27 protein-coding genes and 3 tRNA genes are annotated in these 24799 nt (G+C 72.5%); 15 read left to right on the top strand and 15 right to left on the bottom strand.

Going from position 1 to position 24799, the window contains the following annotated elements; translation table 11 throughout:
- Positions 1-35 precede the first annotated feature (35 nt).
- From ACQP10_RS31425 to ACQP10_RS31400, 6 genes are all read right to left on the bottom strand, one after another.
- Positions 36-623 carry a hypothetical protein gene (locus ACQP10_RS31425; protein ID WP_346019234.1) on the bottom strand — a complete coding sequence of 196 codons (588 nt, stop codon included), beginning with the start codon at positions 621-623 and terminating at the stop codon, positions 36-38.
- 7 nt (positions 624-630) lie between these two features.
- Complete coding sequence (locus ACQP10_RS31420) at positions 631-1107, bottom strand: DUF6286 domain-containing protein (RefSeq protein ID WP_346019235.1); 477 nt, start codon at positions 1105-1107, stop codon at positions 631-633.
- A gap of 338 nt (positions 1108-1445) precedes the next feature.
- Entirely contained in the window at positions 1446-1883 is a 438-nt protein-coding gene (locus tag ACQP10_RS31415; RefSeq protein ID WP_399500221.1) for an Asp23/Gls24 family envelope stress response protein, read from the bottom strand.
- Entirely contained in the window at positions 1880-2068 is a 189-nt protein-coding gene (locus tag ACQP10_RS31410) for a hypothetical protein (protein ID WP_346019237.1), read from the bottom strand. The genes ACQP10_RS31415 and ACQP10_RS31410 overlap by 4 nt, the downstream gene beginning before the upstream one ends.
- A complete protein-coding gene (locus tag ACQP10_RS31405) occupies positions 2065-2331 on the bottom strand; it encodes an Asp23/Gls24 family envelope stress response protein (RefSeq protein ID WP_179824859.1) in 267 nt (88 codons plus the stop codon). Before ACQP10_RS31405 ends, ACQP10_RS31410 begins: the two co-directional genes overlap by 4 nt.
- The gene (locus ACQP10_RS31400; RefSeq protein WP_179824857.1) at positions 2328-2825 is read right to left on the bottom strand and encodes an Asp23/Gls24 family envelope stress response protein; all 498 of its coding nucleotides are present in this window, start codon (positions 2823-2825) and stop codon (positions 2328-2330) included. Before ACQP10_RS31400 ends, ACQP10_RS31405 begins: the two co-directional genes overlap by 4 nt.
- 289 nt (positions 2826-3114) lie before the next feature.
- Here ACQP10_RS31400 and ACQP10_RS31395 point away from each other — a divergent pair, with 289 nt between their 5' ends.
- Both ACQP10_RS31395 and gltX read left to right on the top strand, forming a co-directional pair.
- On the top strand, positions 3115-3891 hold the full coding sequence (locus ACQP10_RS31395; RefSeq protein WP_346019238.1) for a fumarylacetoacetate hydrolase family protein: 777 nt from the start codon (positions 3115-3117) through the stop codon (positions 3889-3891).
- A 28-nt stretch (positions 3892-3919) separates the two neighbouring features.
- Entirely contained in the window at positions 3920-5251 is a 1332-nt protein-coding gene (gene gltX / locus ACQP10_RS31390; RefSeq protein ID WP_433541956.1) for a glutamate--tRNA ligase, read from the top strand.
- Positions 5252-5383: 132 nt separating this feature from the next.
- Here the strand turns inward: gltX and ACQP10_RS31385 are convergent, their stop codons facing one another.
- From ACQP10_RS31385 to ACQP10_RS31375, 3 genes are all read right to left on the bottom strand, one after another.
- Positions 5384-6205, bottom strand: a complete 822-nt coding sequence (locus ACQP10_RS31385; RefSeq protein ID WP_433540223.1) for a MerR family transcriptional regulator — start codon at positions 6203-6205, stop codon at positions 5384-5386.
- A 140-nt stretch (positions 6206-6345) separates the two neighbouring features.
- On the bottom strand, positions 6346-7185 hold the full coding sequence (gene erm, locus ACQP10_RS31380; protein ID WP_346019241.1) for an ErmE/ErmH/ErmO/ErmR family 23S rRNA (adenine(2058)-N(6))-methyltransferase: 840 nt from the start codon (positions 7183-7185) through the stop codon (positions 6346-6348).
- A 179-nt stretch (positions 7186-7364) separates the two neighbouring features.
- Entirely contained in the window at positions 7365-8741 is a 1377-nt protein-coding gene (locus ACQP10_RS31375) for an MATE family efflux transporter (RefSeq protein ID WP_433540222.1), read from the bottom strand.
- A 53-nt stretch (positions 8742-8794) separates the two neighbouring features.
- Between ACQP10_RS31375 and ACQP10_RS31370 the strand changes: the two genes are divergently transcribed.
- The gene (locus ACQP10_RS31370; RefSeq protein ID WP_433540221.1) at positions 8795-9355 is read left to right on the top strand and encodes a PadR family transcriptional regulator; all 561 of its coding nucleotides are present in this window, start codon (positions 8795-8797) and stop codon (positions 9353-9355) included.
- Positions 9356-9445: 90 nt separating this feature from the next.
- Here the strand turns inward: ACQP10_RS31370 and ACQP10_RS31365 are convergent, their stop codons facing one another.
- The gene (locus ACQP10_RS31365; RefSeq protein WP_346019244.1) at positions 9446-11422 is read right to left on the bottom strand and encodes a M3 family metallopeptidase; all 1977 of its coding nucleotides are present in this window, start codon (positions 11420-11422) and stop codon (positions 9446-9448) included.
- 187 nt (positions 11423-11609) lie between these two features.
- On the opposite strand from ACQP10_RS31365, the gene ACQP10_RS31360 reads away from it, so the two are divergent.
- The 5 genes from ACQP10_RS31360 to ACQP10_RS31340 all read left to right on the top strand — a co-directional run bounded on the left by ACQP10_RS31360 (position 11610) and on the right by ACQP10_RS31340 (position 13826).
- Positions 11610-11681 (top strand) — tRNA-Gln (locus ACQP10_RS31360).
- A gap of 62 nt (positions 11682-11743) precedes the next feature.
- Positions 11744-11819, top strand: a tRNA-Glu gene (locus ACQP10_RS31355).
- 17 nt (positions 11820-11836) lie between these two features.
- Positions 11837-11909, top strand: a tRNA-Glu gene (locus ACQP10_RS31350).
- 130 nt (positions 11910-12039) lie between these two features.
- A complete protein-coding gene (locus tag ACQP10_RS31345) occupies positions 12040-13011 on the top strand; it encodes a TlpA disulfide reductase family protein (protein ID WP_346019245.1) in 972 nt (323 codons plus the stop codon).
- On the top strand, positions 13008-13826 hold the full coding sequence (locus ACQP10_RS31340) for an SGNH/GDSL hydrolase family protein (RefSeq protein ID WP_390001396.1): 819 nt from the start codon (positions 13008-13010) through the stop codon (positions 13824-13826). The genes ACQP10_RS31345 and ACQP10_RS31340 overlap by 4 nt, the downstream gene beginning before the upstream one ends.
- A gap of 120 nt (positions 13827-13946) precedes the next feature.
- On the opposite strand, the gene ACQP10_RS31335 is transcribed toward ACQP10_RS31340, so the two are convergent.
- Complete coding sequence (locus ACQP10_RS31335) at positions 13947-15692, bottom strand: hypothetical protein (RefSeq protein WP_346019247.1); 1746 nt, start codon at positions 15690-15692, stop codon at positions 13947-13949.
- A gap of 188 nt (positions 15693-15880) precedes the next feature.
- Complete coding sequence (locus tag ACQP10_RS31330; RefSeq protein WP_179824839.1) at positions 15881-16597, bottom strand: IclR family transcriptional regulator; 717 nt, start codon at positions 16595-16597, stop codon at positions 15881-15883.
- A gap of 71 nt (positions 16598-16668) precedes the next feature.
- Here ACQP10_RS31330 and leuC point away from each other — a divergent pair, with 71 nt between their 5' ends.
- From leuC to ACQP10_RS31310, 4 genes are all read left to right on the top strand, one after another.
- Positions 16669-18057, top strand: a complete 1389-nt coding sequence (leuC, locus tag ACQP10_RS31325) for a 3-isopropylmalate dehydratase large subunit (protein WP_433540220.1) — start codon at positions 16669-16671, stop codon at positions 18055-18057.
- Positions 18058-18062: 5 nt separating this feature from the next.
- Positions 18063-18650: a 3-isopropylmalate dehydratase small subunit gene (leuD, locus tag ACQP10_RS31320; protein ID WP_346019249.1), complete on the top strand. Its 588-nt coding sequence runs from the start codon at positions 18063-18065 to the stop codon at positions 18648-18650.
- Positions 18629-18883, top strand: coding sequence for a hypothetical protein (locus ACQP10_RS31315; protein ID WP_179824832.1), 255 nt, complete (start codon positions 18629-18631; stop codon positions 18881-18883). The genes leuD and ACQP10_RS31315 overlap by 22 nt, the downstream gene beginning before the upstream one ends.
- A 144-nt stretch (positions 18884-19027) precedes the next feature.
- Complete coding sequence (locus tag ACQP10_RS31310) at positions 19028-19327, top strand: HU family DNA-binding protein (protein WP_179824830.1); 300 nt, start codon at positions 19028-19030, stop codon at positions 19325-19327.
- Between the two features lie 136 nt (positions 19328-19463).
- Here ACQP10_RS31310 and ACQP10_RS31305 read toward each other — a convergent pair whose 3' ends face one another.
- Together ACQP10_RS31305 and ACQP10_RS31300 are read right to left on the bottom strand one after the other, a co-directional pair.
- Positions 19464-19673, bottom strand: a complete 210-nt coding sequence (locus tag ACQP10_RS31305; RefSeq protein ID WP_179824828.1) for a hypothetical protein — start codon at positions 19671-19673, stop codon at positions 19464-19466.
- A 121-nt stretch (positions 19674-19794) separates the two neighbouring features.
- The gene (locus tag ACQP10_RS31300) at positions 19795-20583 is read right to left on the bottom strand and encodes a TetR/AcrR family transcriptional regulator (protein WP_346019250.1); all 789 of its coding nucleotides are present in this window, start codon (positions 20581-20583) and stop codon (positions 19795-19797) included.
- A gap of 210 nt (positions 20584-20793) precedes the next feature.
- Between ACQP10_RS31300 and ACQP10_RS31295 the strand changes: the two genes are divergently transcribed.
- Positions 20794-22248, top strand: a complete 1455-nt coding sequence (locus tag ACQP10_RS31295; protein ID WP_433540219.1) for an MFS transporter — start codon at positions 20794-20796, stop codon at positions 22246-22248.
- A 19-nt stretch (positions 22249-22267) separates the two neighbouring features.
- On the opposite strand, the gene cofC is transcribed toward ACQP10_RS31295, so the two are convergent.
- A complete protein-coding gene (gene cofC / locus ACQP10_RS31290; protein ID WP_346019252.1) occupies positions 22268-22972 on the bottom strand; it encodes a 2-phospho-L-lactate guanylyltransferase in 705 nt (234 codons plus the stop codon).
- A 79-nt stretch (positions 22973-23051) separates the two neighbouring features.
- On the opposite strand from cofC, the gene ACQP10_RS31285 reads away from it, so the two are divergent.
- Both ACQP10_RS31285 and ACQP10_RS31280 read left to right on the top strand, forming a co-directional pair.
- Entirely contained in the window at positions 23052-23765 is a 714-nt protein-coding gene (locus ACQP10_RS31285; protein ID WP_179824820.1) for a lysophospholipid acyltransferase family protein, read from the top strand.
- 20 nt (positions 23766-23785) lie between these two features.
- Complete coding sequence (locus tag ACQP10_RS31280) at positions 23786-24793, top strand: NAD(P)H-dependent glycerol-3-phosphate dehydrogenase (protein ID WP_346019253.1); 1008 nt, start codon at positions 23786-23788, stop codon at positions 24791-24793.
- Positions 24794-24799 lie beyond the last annotated feature (6 nt).

Below are 24799 nucleotides of genomic sequence, written 5' to 3'. Positions count from 1 at the left end.
GTTGGCTGTGCCGGCCACTCTACGACCGGCGTCCCTCAGGCGACGGTCCGGCGGGGGCGTGGCGGCTCGGCCAGGCTCACCTTGGCCACGGCCGGGACGTGCTCGGTCTCCAGCACCTGGCGCATGCGCGGGACGGCCACCCCGCCGATCTGCTCGCAGATCGCGCTCATCGGGGTGGTCTCGTCGGCCGTCAGGCGGAGCCGTACGGCGGGGTGGGCGCTCGTGCCCGTCATGGCGGCGGTGACGTCGTGGATGGCCGGGTGCGCGCCGACCTCGGCCGCCATCGCCTCGGTCACCGTGTCCGCGCGGACGTCGGTGGCGCCGCCCGGGCCGTGTTCCAGGCGGATGCCGCGCAGCCTGCCGCTGCGCCCCTGGACGATCAGCCAGCGCAGGCCGTACAGGGCGAGTACCACCGCGGCCAGGGAGAGCGCCCCCCAGCTCCACGGGGCGGTGCGGGCGAACCCGGCGCGCGTCGCGGGGCTGATCAGCGGTTCCGTGGCGGACGCCCAGCTCTGCGGGAGCAGCCGGGTGCCGCGGACGAGCGCGTAGACGCCGGCGGCGGTCAGCAGCAGCCCGATGATCAGCAGTCCCAGCCGGTTGCCCCGCGCGGTCTTCCTGTCCACCTCCGGCTCACCTCCCTCGTAGCCGTACGCTCACCGGATGGTCGTGCACGGGGGAGAGCTCCTCGATCCGCGCGTGTACGGCCTGCCGTACGGCCTCGGGAAGCCCGGACGTGTCGCGCAGCGTGGTGCGGGCGGTCACCCGGGCGGTCCTGCCGACCAGCCGCACCCGGGCGTGCTCGACGCCCGGCACCCGGTTCGCCGCGTGGGCCAGGGCGCCGGTGAACCCGCGAGGTCGCATGCCGACGATCAGATCCGGGTCGCCGGTCCTGACCGGGACCGTCCTGGTCCGGCCGGGGATGAGCGCGAACAGGACGAGCAGCAGGCCCAGCGCGGTGAGCAGGGTCGCGGCCCCCAGCGCCTGCGGGGACCGCCACGGCGTCGAGGCGGCCCAGGCGAACATCCGGTCGTACGGCACGACGCGCACCGGGCTGCCGAGCAGCGCGGAGATCACCTCCGTCGCGACCAGGCCGCCGACGACGAGCATCAGGGCGGCCGTTATGACGGCGGGGACCACCCGGCGCGGGCGGAAGGCCCGGACGGCCGCCCGGTCGGCGGCCCGGTTCCGCGGGACCGGGCCGACCGCGGACGGGCCGGCCGTCGGTGCCTGTTCCGGAGTTCCCGCGCCGGGTGCGGCGGTCGGTGCCTGTTCCGGGACTCCCGCGCCGGGTGCGGTCGTCGGTGCCCGTTCCGGGGTTCCCGCGCCGGGCGCGGGCGGCGTGCCCGGGGGAGGGGACCCGGTGGGCGTTCCCCCGGAGGGCTCCGGTGGGACGGAGGGCGTGCCCCCGGGGACCGGGTCGGGCGGCCCCGGGACGGAGGGGGCGGTCATGACGTGTCATCTCCCCGGGAAGGCACGAGGTCGGTCACGCCGATGTCGATGTGGCCGACGGAGAGACCGGTGAGGTCGTGGACACGGCGGGCGACGTGCCGCCGGATCTCCTCGGCGACGTGCCGTAGCGGGACGGGGTAGTCCACCGACACGTCCAGTTCCAGGACGGCGAGCTCGTCGTGCACGACGGCCTGGGTGCCGCCCGGGGTCAGCGCGCCGCGCTCGCGGACCCGGTGCACGTGCGGCACCTCCCCGGCGGCCTGGGCGGCGATGCGTGCCACCACCCGCTCGGGGATGTCGGTTCTACCCCGCCGCTCGGGCGGCACGGCCGCCGGGGCGGGCCCGGCACGGGCCGGCTCCCGGGCGGGGACGCCGCCCGGCTCCGGGGGGATGTCCGCCGGAGCGGGCGGCGCGGACCCGGCCGGAGCGGTCATCCGTGCCTCTTGGACAGCTTGGACAGATCCACCGCGTCGCCGTCGACGAGGCGACCGATGATCACCCCGACGGCGCCCAGGACCAGCACCAGCAGAAACGCGCCCAGTCCGCCGAAGGCCGCCGCGAAGCCCAGGGCCACGCCGGCGACCAGGCCGATGAACGACCAGATGGGAAACCCGTTCAACGTATACCTCCGATGTGGACGTTCACCGGGCGGCCGCCCACCAGCGGGGCGAGGGCGGCGCGCACGTCTTCGGCGATCTCCGGCAGCGGCCGTCCCGGCTGGACGACGATGGAGACCTCGACCTGGTCGTCTCGTACGGCGACGCCGGGCACCTTCTCTCCCGGCAGGTAGGTCGCCACCGCGCCGAACGGGCCGCCGGACAGCCCCGCGACGCCGGGGCAGTGCCGTACGGCGTCGGCGACCTCGTGGGCCAGCTCGCTCACTGGACGCGCGCCTCCTGCCCGCTCTCCTGCCCGCTCTCCTGCCGTTCCGGCTCGGGCAGGTGGACGTCGTCGACCCGGATGTTGACCTCGGTGACCTCCAGGCCGGTCATGCGCTCGACCGCCGAGATCACGTTGCGGCGCACCGAGCCGGCCAGGTCTGGGATGGCCACGCCGTACTCGACCACGAGGTCGATGTCGACGGCGGCCTGCCGCTCGCCCACCTCCACGGCCACGCCCTGGGTGACGTTCCGGTCGCCGCCGCCGACCATGCCCCGGACCGCGCCGAGGGCGCGCGCGCCGCCGGCGCCCATGGCGTGGACGCCCTCCAGTTCGCGGGCCGCCATGCCGGCGATCTTCGCGACGACACCGCTGTCGATGCTCGTGGTCCCCTTGGGCGTTATCAGGTCTCCGCCGGATCCCGGGTTGTCGGTCCGCGTCCGCGACGGCGGGGCGCCTTCGCCTCTCGGCCTGTTCGGCGTGCTCGCTTCGGTCACGTCGACTCCCTCCCCCTAGGGGAAGACCGCCCGCTTCCCCGACTATTGCCCATAAAGGGTGGTACCCCTCATAACAATAGAAATCCGGAGATAATGATTCTTGGGGGGATAATGGGAATTTGTGATTCATTGATTGCCATGGCTTTCCGGGGAAATGCCGGGCGGGATTCCCGGTGATCGTGCCGAGGTCCCGGCGGCCGGACGGCGACCGTCCGGGGCCGTCCGGGGGCCGGGGAGCGGGGAGCGGTGGCGGTCCCGGGCGGCTCGCGGGCGCGACTAGCCTTGTCCTGTGCGTATCGCGAGGTTCTCCACAGGTGAAGGTGTCGGATTCGGGGTGGTCGAGGGCGGCCCCGGCGAGGAGTTCGTCTCCGCGATCTCCGGGCACCCGTTCGGCCCGATCCAGTTCACCGGCGAGCGCCACCCGCTCTCGCAGGTCCGGCTGCTCTCGCCGATGCTGCCCAGCAAGGTCGTGGCGATCGGCAAGAACTACGCCGACCACGCCCGCGAGATGGGCGGCGAGGTCCCCGAGGAACCGCTGATCTTCCTGAAGCCGTCCACCTCGGTGATCGGCCACGGGGAGGCCATCGCCTACCCCGTCGGACTGTCCCGGCGGGTCGACTACGAGGGCGAGCTGGCCGTGGTCATCGGCAGGCTCTGCCGCGACGTGCCCGCCGAGCGGGCCCGCGAGGTCGTCTTCGGCTACACCTGCGCCAACGACGTCACCGCTCGCGATCTGCAGAAGAAGGACGTCCAGTTCACCCGGGCCAAGGGCTTCGACACGTTCTGCCCGCTCGGCCCGTGGATCGAGACCGTGCTCGACCCGGACGACCTCGCCATCACCACGACGGTGAACGGCGAGCTCCGGCAGAGCTCGCGCACCTCCAAGCTCATGCACGACATCCCGGCGCTGATCGCTCACGTCAGCGCGGTCATGACCCTGATCCCCGGCGACGTCATCCTCACCGGGACCCCCGAGGGTGTGGGACCGCTGGACGTAGGCGACGAGGTCAGCGTCGGCATCGAAGGAATCGGCACTCTCACCAACCGGGTGGTCTCCCGTGATTAGGGTTCGTTTCGCTCCCTCGCCCACCGGCATGTTCCATGTCGGCGGCGCCCGCTCGGCGCTGTTCAACTGGGCGCTGGCCGAGCAGTCCGGCGGCAGGTTCGTCCTGCGCATCGAGGACACCGACGCCGCGCGCAACCGGCCGGAGTGGACCGAGGGCATCATCTCGGCGCTGGCCTGGATCGGCATCCACGAAGACAGCCCGTTCTTCGAGGGTCCCTACTTCCAGTCGTCCTACGAGGAGCAGCACCGCGAGGCGGTGGCCAAGCTCGTCGCCGCCGGCCGCGCCTACCGCTGCACCTGCACCCGCGACGACGTCAAGGCCCGCACCGGCTCCGAGCACCGCGGCTACGACGGCTTCTGCCGCGAGCGGGGCCTCACCGAGGGCGCGGTCCGCTTCCGCACCCCCGACGAGGGCGTGACGGTCGTCGACGACCTCGTGCGCGGCAGGGTCGAGTTCCCCAACGACGCGATGGAGGACTTCGTCGTCGCCCGCGCCGACGGCTCACCGCTGTTCGCGCTGGCCAACGTGGTCGACGACATCGAGATGCGGATCAGCCACGTGGTCCGCGCCGAGGAGCACCTGTCCAACACGCCCAAGCAGCAGCTGCTGTGGGAGGCGCTCGGCGTGACCCCGCCCGTCTGGGCGCACCTGCCGGTCATCGTGAACGAGAAGCGCCAGAAGCTCTCCAAGCGCCGCGACAAGGTCGCCCTGGAGTCCTACCGCGACGAGGGCTACCTGCCGGAGGCGATGGTCAACTACCTCATGCTGCTCGGCTGGGGCCCCGGCGGCGACCGGGAGATCATGCCCTGGTCGGAGATGGTGCCGCTGTTCCGCCTGGAGGACGTCAACCCCTCCTCGGCGTTCTTCGACGAGAAGAAGCTGCGCGCCTTCAACGGCGAGTACATCCGGGCGCTGCCGCTCGACGACTTCATCGCCCGCTGCGAGCCGTGGCTCGCGCCCGGCTGGGACCGTGAGGTCTTCGCCGGGATCGCCGGTCTCGCCCAGACCCGCCTCGCGGTGCTGTCGGAGATCACGGCGAACGTCGACTTCCTCTTCCTGGACGAGCCCGTCTTCGACCAGGCGTCGTGGGACAAGGGGATGAAGACCTCCGCCCGGGAGATCCTCACCGGTTATCTCGCCCGGCTGGAGAAGGCCGACTTCGACTCCGAGTCGCTCAAGACCGCGCTGGAGGAGGTCGGCGCCGAGCACGGCCTCAAGCTCGGCAAGGCGCAGGCCCCGGTCCGCGTGGCGATCACCGGCCGGACCGTCGGCCTGCCGCTGTTCGAGTCGATCGAGGCGCTGGGCCGCGAGCGCTCCGTCGCCCGCCTCCGCGCCGCCCTCACCCGCCTGGAGGGCTGAACCCCTCCCGGGCTCCGGGGGGAGGGCCGCCTTCCGGGCCTTTCCGGAAAGGACCTCTCCCGGGCTCCCGGGAAGCACGCCGGCGCCCGGACGCGACCCCGCGTCCGGGCGCCCGCCGTATGCGAGGGAGGCTCACGCCGCGGCGATCGGCTCCTGGAGTTCGGTCACCCACCCCCGCGGATCATCGGGGCATTCGAGGTAGAGCTCCCGGGCGTAGCCGGCTGAGCGGTGACCGCTCGTCTCGATCCAGTGGGTCAGCGTCTGGGCCGTGGGCATGATGTCGTCCATCGGGCCGCGGTGCACGATGGTGGCGGCCCGCTCGATCGCGGGCAGGTTCACGACCGTCAGGCCGTGGCCGTCCGCGGGGTCGGCCGCGACCGGCACGGCGGCGTGGACGAGGACGGCCTCGCCGTCCGGGACGTCCTCGTAGTAGGCGATGCCCGGCCCCGCCGGGGTCACGCCCGCCCGCTCCAGCCTGCGGCACAGCTCGTCGAAGAGCGGCCCGACCACCGTGCCGACGTCCTCGGGCCGGTAACTCGCGGCGGTGCCGCTCAGCTCGGCCACCCGTACGGCCGGAATGCGCTTGACCACCACGTCGTCGGTGTTCATGCGTCCCTCGCTTTCGATCGTCCGGAGCCTCGCCTCGATCTGGGCCAGCCGGGCCGCGGTGGCCGCCAGGGCCGCCTCCAGCTCCGCCCGCCGCAACCGCAACATGCCGCGCAGCTCCTCGGTGCTCACCGGCTCGTCCACGATCGCCCGCACCTGCTGGAGGGTGAATCCGAGGTCCTTCAGGGCGATGACGCGGTTGAGCCGGGCGAGCTGGCCGGCCTCGTAGAAGCGGTAGCCGCTGGACGGGTCGATGCGGGCAGGGCGCAGCAGCCCGACGGCGTCGTAGTGGCGCAGCATGCGGACCGAGACGCGGCCGTGTCTGGCGAAGGCTCCGATGGTGAACATGGTCCTCCCACTCCAGGGCCTCACATGGTGTCAGGGTCAAGCCTGCCTGATCTCCGGCTCCGGAGCGGGCCCGGTGCCGGAGGGGACGTCCGTTCCGCCCTCCGGCGGCGCCGGGCGCGGGGCCCGGCGCCGCCTGCGGGTCAGTGGAGACGGGTGAACAGGGTGACCCACTGGTCCGGGTGGACGTGGGCGACGACGCTGTCCGGGTCGAGGCCGGCCTCGGCGAAGGCGGCGTCGACCTCGGCGGCGGGATGGCGGCGGCGCAGCGAGGCGCGCAGGGTGCCGCCGAGCCCGCTGAAGCCGAGCTCGACCAGGTCGCGGTAGGCGGCCATGGCCTCCGGCGGCAGCAGGCCGGCGGGCCTGCGCCGGATGCGCAGGATCGCCGAGTCGACCCCGGGGACCGGGCGGAACGCGGCGCGGTCGATCACGCCGTGCAGGTGCCAGGTGTGGCGGGGCCAGCTCGCCACGGTGAGCATGCTCCACCTGCCGTAGTCGCCGGTGCGTTTGCGGGCGTACTCCAGCTGGGTGACGAGCGTGGCCGAGGTGAGGTTCCTGGCTCGCAGGCACCAGTCGACGATGCGCGCGGTCACCGCGTAGGGGATGTTGCCCACGACGGCGAACGGCTCGGCGGGCGCCCCGGCGGCGGTGAAGTCGCCTCGGACGACCTCGATGCGGTCGTCGTCGCGGGTGCGTGCGGCCAGCCTCCCGGCCAGCAGCGGATCGATCTCGTAGGCGATGACCTTCCTGCAACGGTCGGCCAGGGCACGGGTGAGGGGGCCCTCTCCCGCGCCGGGTTCGAGGACGAGGTCCCCGGGCTCCGGCGCGGCGGCGGCGACGACGCGGTCGATCTCGCGCGGGTCGGTCATGAAGTTCTGCGAGAGGACGCGCCTGGCCTGGTCGCGGCCGGTTCTCCCGCCGCCGTCGGCCCTGACCTTCTTCTGGGTGTGTGAATGGTTTCCGTGTGCGAATGAACGCGCCACAGCGTTTCCGCCCCTTCGGGGTCCGAGAGATGGATCGGGTCTCGGAAAGCCCTGGGCGCACGCGTGCGGACGCGCGTCGTCGTGAGATGCGGAGCGCGCGTCCTAGCGGGCCAGGGCCCGGGTGGCGCGAGGCCGCTTGACCAGGCCCACCCGGAGGTGGGCGAAGCACAGTGCGTGGTTCATGAATCCAGGTTAGGGAGGGCCGCAACCGGTTTTCCGGCGGGAAATCGGGCGGCGGCGAGCACCACGACGAGGACGGCGGCGAGGGTGGTTCCCGCCGCCATGGCCAGCCAGACGCCGGTGACGCCGAGCGCCGCGCCCAGCGCGTGGGCCAGGCCGAGCTGTACGGCGAAGCCCGCCAGGGTGGCGGCCAGCACCCGGCCCCCGCGACCGCTCGCCTGCAGCGTCCCGCCCGCGGCGATCAGCGCGCCGAACGGGACGAGGTGGAGCGTCATCCACCGCAGGAAGTCCACGGTCCCGGCGGCCACCGCCGCGTCCGAGGTGAACAGCCCTGCCGCGGGCACGGCGACGGCGTTGAGCACGGCCGCCACGACCCCGCCCGCGGCCAGGCCGAGGGACGACGCCGGACCCGCCCGTCCGGACCGGGCCGTCTGGATCATCGCGGCCTGCCGGAGCGCGTAGAAGGCCATCACCCCAGCCAGCATGATCTTGGTGCCGGTGCCGTACGCGGCCAGAGGTGTGACCCCGAACCCGCCGACCAGCTCCACCATGAGCATGCCGACCAGTGACCGCGCCAGGAAGTCCCCGGACATGGGCAGGCCGGTGCGGACGATCTCCCCGGCGTTTTCGGCCCCGCCCGTCCTCACGACCCGCACGATCTCCCCGACGTCCCCGGCGTCCCCGGCCCCGCCCGTCCTCACGACCCGCACGGTGTCCACGTCGTCCGGACGGCGCGCCCGCGCCGGCGGTCCGGAGGCCGCATGGCGGGAGAGACGCCGGGAGAGGAGGGTCAGCGCGACGCCGAGGGCCACGGCGCGGGCGGCGACGGTCGCCGCCGCGGCCCCCTGGACGCCCATGCCGAGGCCGTAGATGAACAGCGGGTCCAGCGCGATCACCAGTGCGTTGCACAGCAGCGCGGTGCGCATAGGGGTGGCGGTGTCACCGAGGCCCTTGAAGATCCCGTCGGTGAGCGTCTGGGCGTAGAAGACCGGCAGGCCGCCCAGGGAGATCAGGAAGAAGCCGGCGGTCAGCCGGGCCGTCCCGGGGTCCTCGGTGAACAGCCGGGCCAGCGGCTCGCGCAGCAGCACGCCGGGGACCGCCACCGCCAGGCTCACCGCCCCGCCCAGCAGCCAGGCCGTACGGACGACCGGCCCGAGCGGCTCCCGGCCGTCGCGCCTGCCGACCGCGACGGTGGTCCCGGTGGAGACGGTGAGCACGACGCCGAGGGCGAGGTTCTCGGCGGCCGTCGCGATCGTCACCGTCGCGACGGCCGGACCGCCCAGGGGGGACACCCAGAGCAGGTCGATCAGGCCGACCGCGACCACCGCGGTCAGCAGTTCCACGTAGACGGGCAGGGCGAGGCGGAGCAGCTTCATCTTTACCTCTTTTCGAGCTATCTCGTTTAGAGGTATAGCGTTACGATGCGCCCATGGCAAGCGGTGATCTGACCCTGTCGATCCTCGGCCTGCTCGGGCGGGGATCGATGCACGGCTACGAGCTCAAGGCCCGCATCCACGGGCTGAGCGGCCACCTCCGCCCGGTCAGCGACGGCGCGCTGTACCCGGCGATCGCCCGCCTGGAGAAGAAGGGGTTCGTCGAGCGGCACGAGGAGGAGGGGGCGGGCGCGGCCCGCCGCCAGGTCCTCACGCTGACCGAGGCCGGCCGCCGCGAGCTCCTGCGGCGGCTCCGCGAGCCCGCCGACCTCGACATCAGCGACCAGACGCGGTTCTTCGGCCTGCTCGCCTTCCTGTCCCAGCTCCGCGACCGCGAGGCGCAGGCCCTGGTACTGCGCCGCCGCCTAGCCTTCCTGGAGACGCCCGCCAGCTTCTTCTACGAGGACGGCAGGCCGCTGCGGGCCGAGGAGGTCGGCGACCCGTTCCACAGGGGCATGCTCGTGGTCGCCCGTGCGATGAGCGCGGCGGAGAGGGAATGGCTCCGGGAGGCCGTCGCGGAGCTGGAGTCCGCGCCCGCCGAGGCCCGCCCGGAGTGACCCGGGCGGGCGTGAAGCGTGCCCCGGAGCCCCCCGGTACGGCCCGCCCGGCTGGAGGCGTTGCGGAGCCGTACCGGGGCGGACGGGCCGCTACGCCAGACCGCGGCGCTCCAGCAGGGGCTCGATGCGCGGGTCGCGGCCGCGGAAGGCGCGGAAGGCCTCCATCGCGTCCTTGGCGCCGCCGACCGACAGCAGCGCGGAGCGGAAGTGGTCGCCGTTGGCGCGCACCAGGCCGCCGTTCTCCTTGAACCACTCGACGCTGTCGGCGTCCAGCACCTCGCTCCAGATGTAGGAGTAGTAGCCGGCGCTGTAGCCGCCCACGCCGCTGGAGAAGATGTGCGCGAAGTAGTTGGTCCGGTAGCGCGGCAGGACCAGCCCGAAGGCGATGCCGGCGCGCTCCAGGGCCGCGGCCTCGAACGCCTCGGCGTCCTCGACGGTCTCGCCCGGGGCGAGCTTGTGCCAGGCCCAGTCGAGCAGGGTCGCGGCGAGGTACTCGACGGTGGCGAAGCCCTGGTTGAACTTCTCCGCGGCCTGCATCTTCTCCACCAGCTCCGCCGGCACCGGCTCGCCGGTCTCGTGGTGCCTGGCGAAGTTGGCGAGGATCGACGGCCAGGTCGCCCACATCTCGTTCACCTGCGAGGGGTACTCCACGAAGTCGCGCGGCACCTCGGTGCCGGAGACGCGGGGGAAGCGCACGTCGGAGAACAGGCCGTGCAGAGCGTGCCCGAACTCGTGGAAGGCGGTGACGACCTCGTCGAAGGTCAGCAGCGTCGGGCCCTCGGCCGGCTTGGTGATGTTGAGGTTGTTCATCACCACGGGCAGCTCGCCGAACAGGTGCGACTGGTCCACGAGGTTGTTCATCCAGGCGCCGCCGCGCTTGGTGGGCCGGGCGTAGGGGTCGAACACGAACAGGCCCAGCTCCGAGCCGTCGGCGTCGGACACCTCGAACACCCGGACGTCGGGGTGGTAGCCCCGCAGGTCGTCCCGCTCGGCGAAGCGCAGGCCGTACAGCTCGCCCGCGGCGTGGAAGACGCCGTCGCGCAGCACCCGGTCCAGCTCGAAGTAGGGGCGCAGCTCGGAGCCGTCGAAGTCGTAGCGGGTCTTGCGCACCTTCTCGGCGTAGAACGACCAGTCCCACGGCTCGATCGGGAAGCCGGCCTGCTCGCTCAGCGCCTCGGCCTCGCGGCGGGCGTTGGCCACCGCCGGGCCGACCAGCTTGCCGAGCATCTCCTCCACGGCGTCGGTGGTCTTGGCCGTCTGGTCGGCGACGCTGTAGGCGGCGTGGTTCGGGTAGCCGAGCAGGGCGGCCCGCTCGGCGCGCAGCGCCGCCATCTTCGCCGCGAGCCCGAAGTTCTCCGGGGCCCGGCCGGTCGACAGCTCGTACAGCCTGCGGCGGGTCTCCCGGTCGGTCAGCTCGGCCAGCGCGGGCTGGTTGGTGAAGTTGAGCAGCGGCAGGACGTACTTCCCGTCCTTCTCGATCGCCTTGAGCGCGGTCTCGGAGAGGCCGTCGAGCTCCTTGGCGTCCTCGACGACCAGCGCCGAGGCGGTGGTGGCGGCCAGCAGGTTCTGGGAGAAGGCGGTGCCGAGCGTGGACAGCTCCTCGTTCAGCTCGCTGAGTCGCTCCTGCTCGGCCTCCGACAGGTCGGCGCCGGCCCGGACGAAGTCCACGCGGTACTTCTCCAGCAGCCACGCCTCCTCCGGGTCGTCAGTGGCGACCTGCTTGAGCCGGGCGTACAGGGCGCGGTTGAGGTGGATGGCGTCGCCGTGCTTGGTCAGCCGGGGGGCGATCTCCTTCTCGATCTCCCGGACGGCGTCCGTCGCGTGCGAGGAGGCGACGCTGAAGAAGACGATCGCCGTCCGCTTCAGGACCTGGCCGGAGCGCTCCAGAGCCTCGACGGTGTTGGCGAAGGTCGGCGCGGCGGGGTCGGCGACGATCGCGTCCACCTCGCGGAGCTGCTCGGCCATGCCGTGCTCGAAGGCGGGCAGGTAGTGCTCCTCCTTGATCTCGGCGAACGGCGGGAGCTTGTAGGGCAGGGTGCTTGGGGCGAAGAAGGGGTTCTCAGCCACGGCGCGGGCTCCTCATGTGGGGTTCTGTTCTGCCCCAGCAGCGTTACACACCCGACCGGTGGAGGCCATGCCGGTGTCACACGATCGGGCGCCCGATCAGGCACGGGCCAATCGTTTTGGTCTCCGCGCCCAACCTGGGCTATTCTTTCGGAGTCGCAAGCGAGCACCGCAAGGAGCTCAACCGCGGTGGGGTATGGTGTAATTGGCAACACGACTGATTCTGGTTCAGTTATTCTAGGTTCGAGTCCTGGTACCCCAGCTGCGTCTTCCTCTCGAAGGCGCCGCGGATTTGGTTCCCCCCGAATCCGACGACAGTGTCTCGGTCCCGTCGTCTAGTGGCCTAGGACGCCGCCCTCTCAAGGCGGTAACGCCGGTTCGAATCCGGTCGGGACTACCACACTGTCAAACCTGCAAGGCTCCGTCGTCTAGTGGCCTAGGACGCCGCCCTCTCAAGGCGGTAGCGCCGGTTCGAATCCGGTCGGGGCTACATCGGTGAAACCCCCGGAAGCAATGGCTTCCGGGGGTTTTCTGCGTTCCGGCCCCCTCTCTCGCGATCGCGTCCTTGCCCGGAGGCCGAGGCCCCCCAATAATTGGAGAGTGCCACTATCCAATTGGAGATGAAGATGATCACCTTGCTGGTGGACGGCCGGGAGGAGAAGGCCGACGGGCTCGTCGTGCCGCACGGGACGACGATCCTCGGCTGGGAGCGCAAGCCGCACGGCTGGTGCAGGGGCGAGGCGTGCATCCCCGCCTTCCGCGCCGCGTCCGCCGAGACCGGCGACGGCGTGGACCTGGTGAGGTTCGCCGAGCTGCTCGGCCGCCGGGCGGTCGCCGACGAGGAGGAGGGCGTGGTCGCGATCGGCGAGGCCGCCGAGACCGCCCCGGACCGGGCGCCGGACTTCCCGGAGCTGACCGCGCTGCGCGGCACCAAGGTCGCGCTGGTCTTCTGGGCCTCCTGGTGCGGCTGCCGCTACGACCTGCCCGCCTGGGACGCCCTCCACCGCGAGCTGGGCGGGTACGGCTTCAGCCTGCTCAGCGTCTCCCTCGACCGCGATCCCGCCGACGCCGCCGAATGGCTCGCCGACGTCGCGCACCCGGCGGTGGTCGACGCCGACGGCCGGATCGCCGAGCTGTACAACGTGATCAACGTGCCGACCGTGGTCTGGGTCGACGAGGAGGGCCGGATCGCCCGGCCGCAGGACACCATGACCGCCACCGACACCTTCCGGTCGATGAACGGGCTGTCGTCCGAGCGCGCCGTCGCGGCCCTGCGCCGCTGGGTGGTGGACGGCGACGCCGGGGCGACGACCCGGAGGCTGCGTCCCCCCACCGACGAGGAGCGCCTGGCCCGGCTGCACGGGCGCCTGGCGGCGTGGCTGCTGCGCCGCGGGCGCGCGGAGGCCGCCCGGCGCCACCTCGACGAGGCCGCCGCCCTGGCCCCTCACGACCTCGCCGTCCGCCGTGGCCTGATGCCGCTGGCCGGCGTCGACCCGTTCGGAGAGGAGTACTTCCGGCTCCGTGAGGAGCTGGAGAGCAGGGGCATCGCGATCTACCGGCCGCTGCCCGACTGGCAGGGGGAGGACGCGTGAGCGTCGGATGGCTGGCCTCGCCGGCCACCGTCGCGCTGGCGCCGATGCTCGCCGTGCAGGGGATGCGGATCCGGCGCGGGATACCCCGGCTCCCCGAGGCCGCGGGGCCGCGCACCGGCGTGGCCGGCGGGGCGGGCGTGGTACCGCCCGCGGGGGTCTCCGAGTCGCCGGGGGCCGAGGGAGCCGCGGACGCCCCGTCCGGTGGGGCGGCGGGGCCGGTGTTCCGGCTGGCCGTGCTGGGGGAGTCCACCGCGGCGGGCGTGGGCGTCGCCACCCACGACGAGGGCCTGGCCGGCTTCCTGGCCCGGGGGACGGCCGCGCGCACCGGCCGCCCGGTGCGCTGGCAGGTGGCCGCCAGGAGCGGCGTCAACACCCGCACCACCACCGCCGAGCTGGTCCCGCTGCTGGAACCCGCCGACGTCGTGGTGGTCGCCCTGGGGGTGAACGAGCTGCTGGAGCTCAACCGGCCGCGCAGGTTCCGGGGCGAGCTGCGGGAGCTGGTGGCGGCGGTGCGCCGGAGACTGCCCGGGGTGCCGATCGTGGTGGCCGGCATGCCGCCGGTCGGGAGGTTCCCCGCGCTGCCCCAGCCGCTGCGCGCCGTACTGGGCCTGCGGGCGCGGGCACTGGACCACGTCATGCGCGACGTGGCGCGCGGTGCCGAGGGGGTCGTCCACGCCACCGCGGAGGTGCCCATCGAGACGGCCGGGTTCTTCGCCTCCGACGGTTTCCACCCGTCGGCGACCGGCTACCGGCACTGGGCCGAGGCGCTGGTCCAGGCCCTGCCGGATCCACCGGGGTCGCCGGCCGCGGGCTGAGGGGCGCACCGCCCTCCGCGCCGCCTGTCACGCCGCCCTCCGCACCACCCGCCGCATCGCCGTACGACACGGCCGACCGGCCGCCGGGACTCCCGGCGGCCGGTCATGGCGCTCAGACGCTCAGTTGTGCGCCGAGCGGGCCTTGAACAGGGCCCGCTTGGCGGCCTTGCCGACCTGCTTGTCCGGGTGGGCCTGCTCGATCGCCTCCAGCAGCTCCTCCAGGTGCGGGTGCGGCACCTTCCAGATGACGTCCAGGAGACCGACCAGGCTCGACGCCGTGCCGATGTCGTCGAGGCTGCTGACGAACTCCGGCCGGCCGAGACCGGCGGAGATGGTCAGCATGTCGAGGATCAGCCAGTGGGTGTCGGCCTGGGTGGGCGGGGGCGCGTCGTCCACGCCGAGCTGGGCCAGGTGGGTGGCCGCGTAGGGGTGCAGGGACGGCTCGCCCAGGGCGTCCTTCCAGGCGGGCACCGCCACCTCGCCGAGCGAGCCGACCATGCTGGCCGCCTGCACCCGGATCAGGGCGTCGGCGTCGTCCTCGGCCGCTGCCTCCAGCAGCTCACCGGCGGCCTTGGCGGGCTCGCGCAGCTCCATCCAGGCGGCGAACTCGGCGTCCGCCTCCTCCTCGGGCAGCTCCGCGCTGAAGGACAGCAGGTCGAAGGCGGTCATCGCGTCGATGGCGGGCCGGGCGTCCAGCTCGATGTCGGCGTCGTCGGCCAGGTGGACCACACCCTCCATGCCGAGCGGGGTCAGCCGTACCTGGTCGTGCTCGACCTCGGTCATGCCGTACCCGGCGAGCCAGTCGAGGACGGGGTTGAGCGGGTCGCCGTACTTGGCGGTGGCCGCGGCCCACGCCTCGGCGCCGCGCTCGTCGTACTCGGCGGCGGCCTCGGTCAGCTCGGCGCGCAGCTCGGGGAGCGGCCTGGAACCGCTCGCCAGGAGCACCCGGACCAGCAGCGCCCGGGTCAGCCCGGAAAGGGCGATCGTGGCGTCCTCGTCGTCCAGCTCGGGGTCGCCGTAGTCGACCGAGTGCAGGCCGGCCATCCAGACGTCCAGGGCGTCGTCGTCGTCCTCGAACGGCCAGTCGGCGGCGTCGGGGTCGGCGCCGACGGTGTCCTCGCCCTCCGGCTGGAGGAAGTCCAGGTCGATGGCGAGGTTCCAGATGTTCCAGAGCGCGGGCACGCGGTCCGACAGCGGGCGGCCGTCATCCTGGGGGAGGGGCAGGCCCAGGGCGGCCATGGCCTCGGCGATCTCGGCGTCGGTGAGCAGGCTCGTCTCGCCCACCCGCCGCTCGGAGCCGACCCAGAGCGCGAGGTCGCGCGCCTTGCCGATCAGCGGCGCCTTCCGTACGGCCTCGGCCAGCTCCGCGTCGGGCCGCAGGCGGATCGTCGGCAGCTCGGCGAGCTCGTCGGCGAACGGCTCGAAGTCGCCCAGCCCCTCGATCTCCTCCTCGTCCTCCTCGTCGTAGTCCTCGTCGTCCTGCTCGGCGACGAGGTCCTCCATCGCGTCGACGAAGTCGTCCTCCAGCCGGTCGAGCTCGGACAGCAGGTCGCGGAGCGAGGAGGAGCCCTTGGCCAGCCGGCCGGTCTCCGACAGGAACGTCAGGTAGGCCCGCAGCGCGGGCACCATGCCGTCCGCCGCGGCGTCGGGGTCCTCCACGACCTGGGGCATCCGTTCGAGGAGCACCTTGCGCAGATCGGCACGCTTCCATCGGCTGACGTCGTCGGAGGCGGTCAGCCGGTGCCACAGGGCGACGGGACCGACCAGGTTGGAATCGGTGCCGGGCGCGTTCTCGCGCACCCAGAGGATGAAGTCCTGGAGCAGGGGACGCAGTTCCGCCGCGGCCGCCTCGATGCGATCTGTCACGCACCCAGACTAGGGGTCCGCAAGGGTGCTCGCCTCCTCATATCGCACCCGTCATCCGGCCCGTCGCCCCTTCGATCGGCGGCTCCGGCCGGCCCGCCGTACCGCGGGCCGGCCCGGGGCGGCGGCGTGCCGCGTCCCCGGCCCGCCCACCCCGGCGGCCTCCCTCAGCCGACCCCTCCGCCGGTCCCTCAGTTGGCCCGTCGCATCGCCTCGGTGATCCGCTCGGCGGCGCTCACCACCGGCGCCGCGTGCAGGCGGCCCGGAGTGCGGGTGAGGCGCTCGATCGGCCCGGAGACCGAGATGGCGGCGATCACCTTTCCGGCCGTGCCGCGGATCGGCGCCGACACGCTGGCCACGCCCTGCTCGCGCTCACCGACGCTGTGGGACCAGCCCCTGCGCCGCACGCTCGCCAGCGTCGCCGCGGTGAACTTCGCGCCGCGCAGCCCCCGGTGCAGCCGGTCGGGCTCCTCCCACGCCAGGAGGATCTGCGCGGCGGATCCGGCGATCATCGGCAGCGCCGAGCCGACCGGCACGGTGTCGCGCAGCCCGCTGGAGCGCTCGGCGGCGGCCACGCACACGCGCTCGTCGCCCTGGCGGCGGTAGAGCTGGGCGCTCTCACCGGTCAGATCGCGCAGCTGGGCGAGGATCGGCGAGGCCACGGCCAGGAGCCGGTCCTCGCCCGCGGCCGTGGACAGCTCGGAGAGGCGCGGGCCGAGCACGAAGCGGCCCTGCGTGTCACGGGAGACGATGCGGTGGTGCTCGAGTGCGACGGCGAGCCGGTGGGCCGTGGGACGCGCCAGGCCGGTGGCCTGGACGAGCTGGGCGAGGGAGGCGGGACCGGCTTCGAGGGCGTTGAGCACGAGCACGGCCTTGTCCAGTACGCCGACTCCGCTAGAGTTGTCCATACACCGATACTGCCGTCTCGACATATGAGAAAGCAAGTCGGGTGCGGAATGGCTGATCGCAAGGAGGCGACATGGGCCGCACGCTGGCGGAGAAGGTCTGGGAGCAGCACGTCGTACGACGTGCCGAAGGGGAGCCCGATCTGCTCTACATCGACCTTCACCTCATCCACGAGGTGACCAGCCCGCAGGCCTTCGACGGTCTGCGCATGGCGGGCCGTCCGGTCCGGCGGCCCGAGTTGACCATCGCGACCGAGGACCACAACGTCCCGACCGTCCTCGGCCCGATCGAGGACCCCGTCTCGCGCACGCAGGTCGAGACGCTGCGCAAGAACTGCGCCGAGTTCGGCATCCGGCTGCACCCGATGGGCGACGCCGGCCAGGGCGTCGTGCACATCATCGGCCCGCAGTTCGGGCTGACCCAGCCGGGCATGACCATCGTCTGTGGCGATTCTCACACCTCGACCCACGGCGCCTTCGGGGCCATCGCCTTCGGCATCGGCACCTCGGAGGTGGAGCACGTCCTGGCCACCCAGACCCTGCCGGCCTACCGGCCGAGGACGATGGCCGTCGAGGTGTCCGGCGAGCTGCCGCCCGGCGTGACCGCCAAGGACCTCATCCTGGCCATCATCGCCAAGATCGGCACCGGCGGCGGCCAGGGGCACATCATCGAGTACCGCGGCGAGGCGATCCGCGGGCTGTCGATGGAGGGCCGGATGACGGTCTGCAACATGTCCATCGAGGCCGGCGCCCGTGCGGGCCTGATCGCCCCGGACGAGACCACGTTCGCCTATCTCAAGGGCCGCCCCCACGCGCCCACCGGCGCCGCCTGGGACGCCGCCGTCGAGCACTGGCGCTCCCTGACGACCGACGAGGACGCCGTCTTCGACACGGTCGTGGAGATCGACGCCTCGACGCTGACCCCGTTCGTCACCTGGGGCACCAACCCGGGCCAGGGGGCCCCGCTCGGGGAGTCGGTGCCGGACCCGGAGGCCACCTCCGATCCCGCCGCCGCCCGGCGCGCCCTGGAGTACATGGGCCTGACCGCGGGCACCCCGCTCCGCGAGATCGAGGTGGACACGGTCTTCATGGGCTCGTGCACCAACGGCCGCCTGGAGGACCTGCGGGCCGCGGCCGAGGTGCTGCGCGGCCGCAGGGTGGTCACCCGCACGCTGGTCGTCCCCGGCTCGATGCTGGTCAAGCTCCAGGCCGAGCAGGAGGGGCTGCACGAGGTGTTCAGGGCCGCCGGAGCCGAGTGGCGGGAGGCCGGGTGCTCGATGTGCCTGGGCATGAACCCCGACACCCTGGCCCCCGGTGAGCGCAGCGCCTCCACCTCCAACCGCAACTTCGAGGGACGCCAGGGCCGGGGCGGCCGCACCCACCTCGTCTCGCCCCAGGTCGCCGCGGCGACCGCCGTCACCGGCAGGCTGACCGCCCCCACCGACCTGGACCAGGAGGTCTGATCACCATGGAAGCCTTCACCACCCACACCGGCCGGGCCGTGCCGCTGCGCCGCAGCAACGTCGACACCGACCAGATCATCCCGGCCGTCTGGCTCAAGCAGGTCAGCCGTACCGGGTTCGACAGGGGACTGTTCTCGGCCTGGCGCGAGGACCCCGGCTTCGTCCTGAACGACCCCGCCCGTCAGGGCGCGTCGATCCTGGTGGCCGGCCCCGACTTCGGCACCGGCTCCTCGCGCGAGCACGCCGTGTGGGCCCTGCAGCAGTACGGCTTCCGCGTCGTGATCGCCGCCCGCTTCGGCGACATCTTCCGCAACAACTCCACCAAGATGGGGCTGCTCCCGGTCGTCCTGCCGGCCGCCACGGTCGAGGCGATCCAGGCGGCGACGGAGGCCGACCCCTCCTTGGAGGTCACCGTCGACCTGGCGGAACGCCAGGTGCGCTGGGCCGGCGAGACCGCCGCCTTCGAGATCGACGACTACACCCGCTGGCGGCTGATGGAGGGGCTGGACGACATCGGGCTGACCCTCCGCCACGCCGACGAGGTGACCGAGTACGAGAATGGTCGGCAGCCATGGTTGCCGACGACCGTCTGACGGACCCCGAAGAGGAGCTGGCGCGGCGGCTGCGCGAGGCGCACCGCCGCGTCCGCGGGCTCAGCCTGCCCGCCGACCGGCGGGAGCGCCTGGCCCGGCGGCTGATTTCGATCAACGACATGGCCAAGCGCAACGTGGGTCATGCCGCCCGACGCCTGGATTTATTCCTTCTAGACCTAGATGTTCTGGTTTCAGGCACGCCGAGTCCTGGAAACATTGCGGAAGGTGATTGAGTCATACGGCTCCGTCCCCTAATTTCAAGCGGGCAAGGGGTTTCTCGCTCTGTTGAGACCTCATGCCGTGACAAATCGGGTGATGACGGGGCGATCTGCCTCATGGCCCACTCCCAGACATCGGTAAGCAGGGGGAGCAAACCTATGAACAAGAAGGAACTCGTCGACGCGGTCGCTGATCGGGTCGGTGACAAGAAGACGGCGACCGAGGCCGTGAACGCGGTGATCGACACCATCCAGAAGACCGTCGCCCGTGGGGACAAGGTCTCCATCACGGGGTTCGGCGCGTTCGAGATGGTCAACAAGCCCGCCCGCACGGCCCGCAACCCTTCCACGGGCGCCGAGATCAAGGTCGCCGAGAGCTGGGGGCCGAAGTTCCGTCCCGGCTCCGACTTCAAGGAGCTCGTCAACACGGAGGGAAAGAAGGCCGCGAAGAAAAAGTAGGGCCTTCGTCCGGACGCCCGGGCCCCTGAGGGGTCCGGGCGTCCGGCTGTCCTGGCCCGGGGGCCGGCCGGGGCGCTCGGCCGTCCGGCGGGCCGCGTCCGGGTTCGGACGGGCGGCGGACGGATCGCCACGCCCGTCAGGCCCGGCCGGGCAGCGGGAAGGTGGAGAGCGTGACGTAGGTGACCCGGCCCTCGTCGAGGAGGATGTTCACCCGCTGGCCGGGCCGGAGCAGCCGCAGCGGCCCCGCGTCGAACGCCTCCGCGCCGAACCGGAGCTCGGTCCCGTCGTCGAGGAACACCGACCCCGACCGGGTCGCCGCGTCGAAGATCCGCACCGTCGCCTGCACCCGACCAGCGTAGCCCGCGACCGCCCGCACCGGGCCGTACGGACTCGGCGCCCGCCGGGCCGTACGCGGGACGGCTCCGCCTGTCCGTGCGGACGTCGGTCCGCGCCGGTCGTACGCGGGGTCACCCCGCCGGCCGCTCCGTGGCGTCCGCCTCGCCGGTCCCCGTCCTGTCGCCCCCCGTCTCGCCGGTCGCCGCGGCCTCGGCGGCGAACGACGCCAGGCCCCGGATGATGATCTCGACGCCGAGGTCGAAGCGCTCGTCGTTGGACCGGCCGAGCATGGAGTGCGACAGCGCCGTCAGGTGCGGGAAGCGCTCAGGCGGCAGTTCGGCGAAGTAGCGCTCCAGCGCCTCGCGCATCCCCTGCCACGTCGGCTCGTCGGTGGCGCGGTACCTGTCCTGCCACATGCTCTCCTCCAGGGCGAAGCCGTCCACGAAGGTGGAGAGCACGTCGCCGGCGGCCCCGGCGACGCGGTCGGGCAGGCCGGCGGCGCGGAACACCCCGAGGATCGCGTCCATGTGGGGGAGCATCTCCGGCTTGAACGGGACGGAGCCCATCGAGATCCTGGCCAGATCGCGGTGCGAGCGGAGCTTGGCCAGCGCGGCGCGGGCGTAGTCCCTGAGCTGCTCCCGCCAGCGCTCCGGGTCGGGATCGGGCAGGTCCATGTCGGCGAAGAAGCGGGAGTACATCAGCTCCAGCAGCTCGTCCTTGCTGCTCACGTGGGCGTAGAGGGCCGAGACCGCGACGCCGAGCTCGGCCGCGACCATGCGCATGCTCAGCCGGTCGTAGCCCTCCCGGTCCAGGACGACGTACGCGGCCTCGACGATCCGGTCCCTGGTGAGGGGGATCCGGGGCGGGCGCGTCCGGCCGCGCGGGCGTTCCCAGGGCAGGGTGGGCAGCTCGTCGCTCATGACCTCAGTGTATGCCGGGGTGAACACTGATCACCGTAACGAACGGCGCTCTCTTTCGAGTCATATCTTGTCCTTCGACATGATGCGACATATCTTAAGAACAGTGTATCGTCTTCTGAACGATGTTCAGCAAGAGAACATCGATCAGATAAACTGAACGCTGTTCACCGATGATGGACGCCATTCCCGCAGATCCCCGAGGAGTCCCCCATGGCCGCGGAACTGACCACCCCCGCTCCACCCGAGGCGGAGGCGCCCGCCTACCGCTGGCGCTGGGCCGCCCTGTTCGTGATCCTCGCCGCCGAGGTGATGGACCTTCTGGACGCGATGGTCACCAACATCGCCGCGCCCACCATCCGCGCCGAGATCGGCGGCACCGCCGCCACGATCCAGTGGCTCGGCGCCGCCTACACGCTCTCCATGGCCGTCGGCCTGATCACCGGGGGACGGCTGGGCGACATCTTCGGCCGCAGGCGTATGTTCCTGATCGGCGCGGCCGGGTTCACCGTCGGCTCGCTGCTGTGCGCCGTCGCCCAGTCCCCTGAGCTGCTCATCGCCGCGCGGGTCGTGCAGGGCCTGTTCGGCGCGGTCATGCTCCCGCAGGGGCTCGGCATGATCAAGGAGATGTTCCCGCCGAAGGAGATGGCCACCGCGTTCGGTCTCTTCGGGCCCATCATGGGCCTGTCCTCGGTGGGCGGCCCCACCCTGGCGGGATGGCTGATCGAGGCCGACTTCTTCGGGACGGGCTGGCGCATGATCTTCCTGATCAACCTGCCGCTCGGCCTGGCCGCCGTGCTCGCCGGCCTGCGTTTCCTGCCCGAGTCGCGCTCGCCGCACCCGCTCCGGCTCGACGTGCCCGGCGTGCTGCTGGTCTCCGTCGCGAGCCTGCTGCTGGTCTACCCGCTGGTCCAGGGCCGGGAGAGCGGCTGGCCCGCCTGGGCCTTCGTCATGATGGCCGTCTCGCTCGCCGTCTTCGCCGCCTTCGGCTGGTTCGAGTCCCGCAGGAGCCGCGCCGGCGGCGACCCGCTGGTCGTGCCCAGCCTCTTCCGCAAGCGGGCCTTCACCGGCGGCCTGCTGACCGGCATGGTCTTCTTCTCGTCCATGACGGGCTTCACGCTGGTGTTCAACCTCTACACCCAGATCGGGCTCGGCTACTCGACGCTCAAGGCCGGCCTGGTCATGATCCCGTGGTCGCTGGGCATGATCGCGGGCTTCGGCGTCGCCCAGGCGGTGCAGCGGTTCGGGCGGCGGACGTTGCAGGGCGGAGTCGTGATCATGGCGCTCGGCACGCTGGGCGTGCTGCTCACCATCGCGCTGGCGGGCGAGACCGTCACCGCCTGGCAGTTCGTCCCCGCCCTGGTGGTCACCGGGTTCGGCATGGGCCTGCTGATGGCGCCGTTCTTCGACATCGTGCTGGCCGGGGTCGAGCAGCACGAGACCGGTTCGGCCTCCGGCACGCTGACGGCCGTCCAGCAGCTCGGCGGCTCCTTCGGCGTCGCGCTGCTCGGCACGGTCTTCTTCGACCTGCTGACCTCGGGCACCGACATGGGCTCCGCGATGCGGACCGTGCTGTGGGTGGTCGCGGCCATGCTCGTGGCGACCCTCGTCACCTCCTTCCTGCTGCCGAAGCGGGCCCGCGAGGAGGCGGAGCCGGTCGGGCACTGAGCCCGGCCCGGACGGGATCTCAGCGAGGGGGGTCCCCCGGCGGGGACTCCCCTCCGGGTCTCCCGGCGTCCTCCGGCCTCCCCGTCCCCGCCAGCCTCCCGGCGACCTCCGCCGTACGGGGGCCGACGCCCAGGGACAGGGCCGTCCGCAGGTCGTCGGGGGTGTCCACGTCCCGGCGGACCGAGTCGACCCCGTGCAGGCACAGCTCCTTCGCGCCGCGCCGCAGGTGCCGGTCCCGTGACGGGCCGCCGAACCCCGGGGTGAACGGCACGCCGGGCCGTACGCCGTAGAAGGTCGTGCCGACCTCGGCGGCGTCGGGGAGGAAGGACTGGTCGAACTCCCCGGCGGCGGCCAGCACGAGCGCCAGCTCCGCCGGGCGGAGCGCCGGCAGGTCCGCCTGGAGCGCGCCGACGGGACCGCCGGGCGCCAGCCGTACCGCCTCCAGGCCGCCGTGCCGCAGCGCCGCGTTCAGCCCGGCCTCCGGATCGCCGGTGACGTGGGCGCCCACCTCCGCCAGCGCCGGGGCCGCCACCGGGTCACCCGTCACCACCACCACCCGGGCCACGGCCGCGCAGCGCAGGGCGGCCTCGACCGTGTCGCAGGCGATCGCCACGGCCAGCGCCGCCCGGTGCGGACCGGCCGCCTCCGACAGCCGGGTCTTGGCCGCGACGAGCGTCTTGACCGGCACGACCAGGGTCCAGCCGGGATTCTCCGCAGGAGGCATAGCCTTAGCATCCCGCCTCGACACCTCCCACGGCCAACCGGGACACTTGGGGCTGCACCGCACCTATATGGAGGAGCTCATGAGACGCCCTGGATGGCCTTCCCGGTTCTGGGTCGCCGTGGCGGTCACGATCGTCAAGCCCATCTCATGGCTCCTGGTCAGGAAGGACTGGCGCCGGGCCGACCGGTTGCCCAGGACCGGCGGGATCATCCTGGTCGCCAACCACCTGTCGTGGGTGGACCCCGTCCTGATCTCGCACTTCCTCGTCAACAACGGCCGCTGGCCGACGATCCTGGCCAAGTCGGGCCTCTTCTCGGTTCCGCTGCTCGGGCACGCGGTGCGGTCGCTGATGGCCGTCCCGGTGCACCGGGGCAGCGCCGAGGCCGCCCTCTCGCTCGCCGAGGCCGAGCGCAGGCTCGCCGAGGGGGCGTGCGTGCTGTTCTACCCCGAGGGCACCTGCACCCGCGACCCGGACCTGTGGCCGATGGAGGGCAAGACGGGCGCGGCCCGGCTGGCCCTGGCCACCGGCGTGCCGGTCATCCCGGTGGCACACTGGGGTGCCCAGGAGATCCTTCCCTACGGTTCCAAGAAGCCCAGGCTGCTGCCGCGCAAGACGTTCCGCACGTTGACCGGGCCGCCGGTGGACCTGTCGAAGTACGAGGGGCGGCCACCGCACGCCGACGTCCTTCGAGAGGTGACCGCCGACATCATGGCGGCTATCACGGCACTCCTCGCCGAACTGCGCGAGGAGGAGCCGCCCAAGACGCCGTTCAAGAAACCTGTGCACCACTGACTTCGACGTACGGTGATGAAATGACCAAGGCGGCTGTATTCGGTACGGGCTCATGGGGAACCACCTTCGCGATGATCATGGCGAGGGCGGGCACCCGGACGACGCTCTGGGGCCGCAGGCCCGAGATCGTCGAGGCGATCGATCGCCGCCACGAGAACCCCGACTACCTCCCGGGGGTGACGCTTCCGGAGTCGCTGCGCGCCACGACCGACCCGGCCGAGGCCCTCGACGGCGCCGACTTCGTGGTCCTCGCGGTGCCCTCCCAGACGCTGCGCGAGAACCTCAGCCGCTGGACGCCGCACCTGCCGCCGGAGGCGGTGCTGGTGAGCCTGATGAAGGGCGTCGAGCTCGGCACCACCAAGCGGATGAGCGAGGTGATCCGCGAGGTCGCCGGGGTGCCCGAGGAGCGGGTCGCGGTGGTGTCCGGCCCCAACCTGGTCGGTGAGATCGTCCGGGGCCAGCCCGCGGCGACCGTCGTGGCCTGCACCGACGAGCGCGCCATGGAGCGCCTCCAGGAGGCGTGCCACCTGCCGTGGTTCCGCCCCTACACCAACCCCGACGTGGTGGGCGTCGAGCTCGGCGGGGCGGTGAAGAACGTCATCGCCCTCGGGGTCGGCGTCGCGGCCGGCATGGGCCTCGGCGCCAACGTCGGCGCGATGCTGATGACGCGCGGGCTGGCGGAGATCTCCCGCCTGGGCGCGGCGCTCGGCGCGGACCCGCACACCTTCGCCGGACTCGCCGGAATGGGCGACCTGGTGGCCACCTGCACCTCCCCGCTCTCCCGCAACCGCACCTTCGGTGAGAACCTCGGCCGGGGCATGAAGATGGCCGAGGTCATCGCCGCGACGAAGCAGACCGCCGAGGGCGTCAAGTCGTGCGAGTCGGTCCTGGCGCTGGCCAGGAAACACGACGTGGAGATGCCGATCACCGAGGTGGTCGTGGCGATCGTCCACGACGGCATGCCGCCGGACGAGGCGGCGGTCCTGCTGATGTCCCGGACCCCCAAGCCGGAGCGGTACGGCGTCTGAGGCCGG

Source organism: Streptosporangium sandarakinum (assembly GCF_050942225.1).
Lineage (GTDB): Bacteria > Actinomycetota > Actinomycetes > Streptosporangiales > Streptosporangiaceae > Streptosporangium > Streptosporangium nondiastaticum.
The sequence above is the reverse complement of the archived record's forward strand: the minus strand, read 5'-3'. Positions and strand labels throughout refer to the sequence as shown.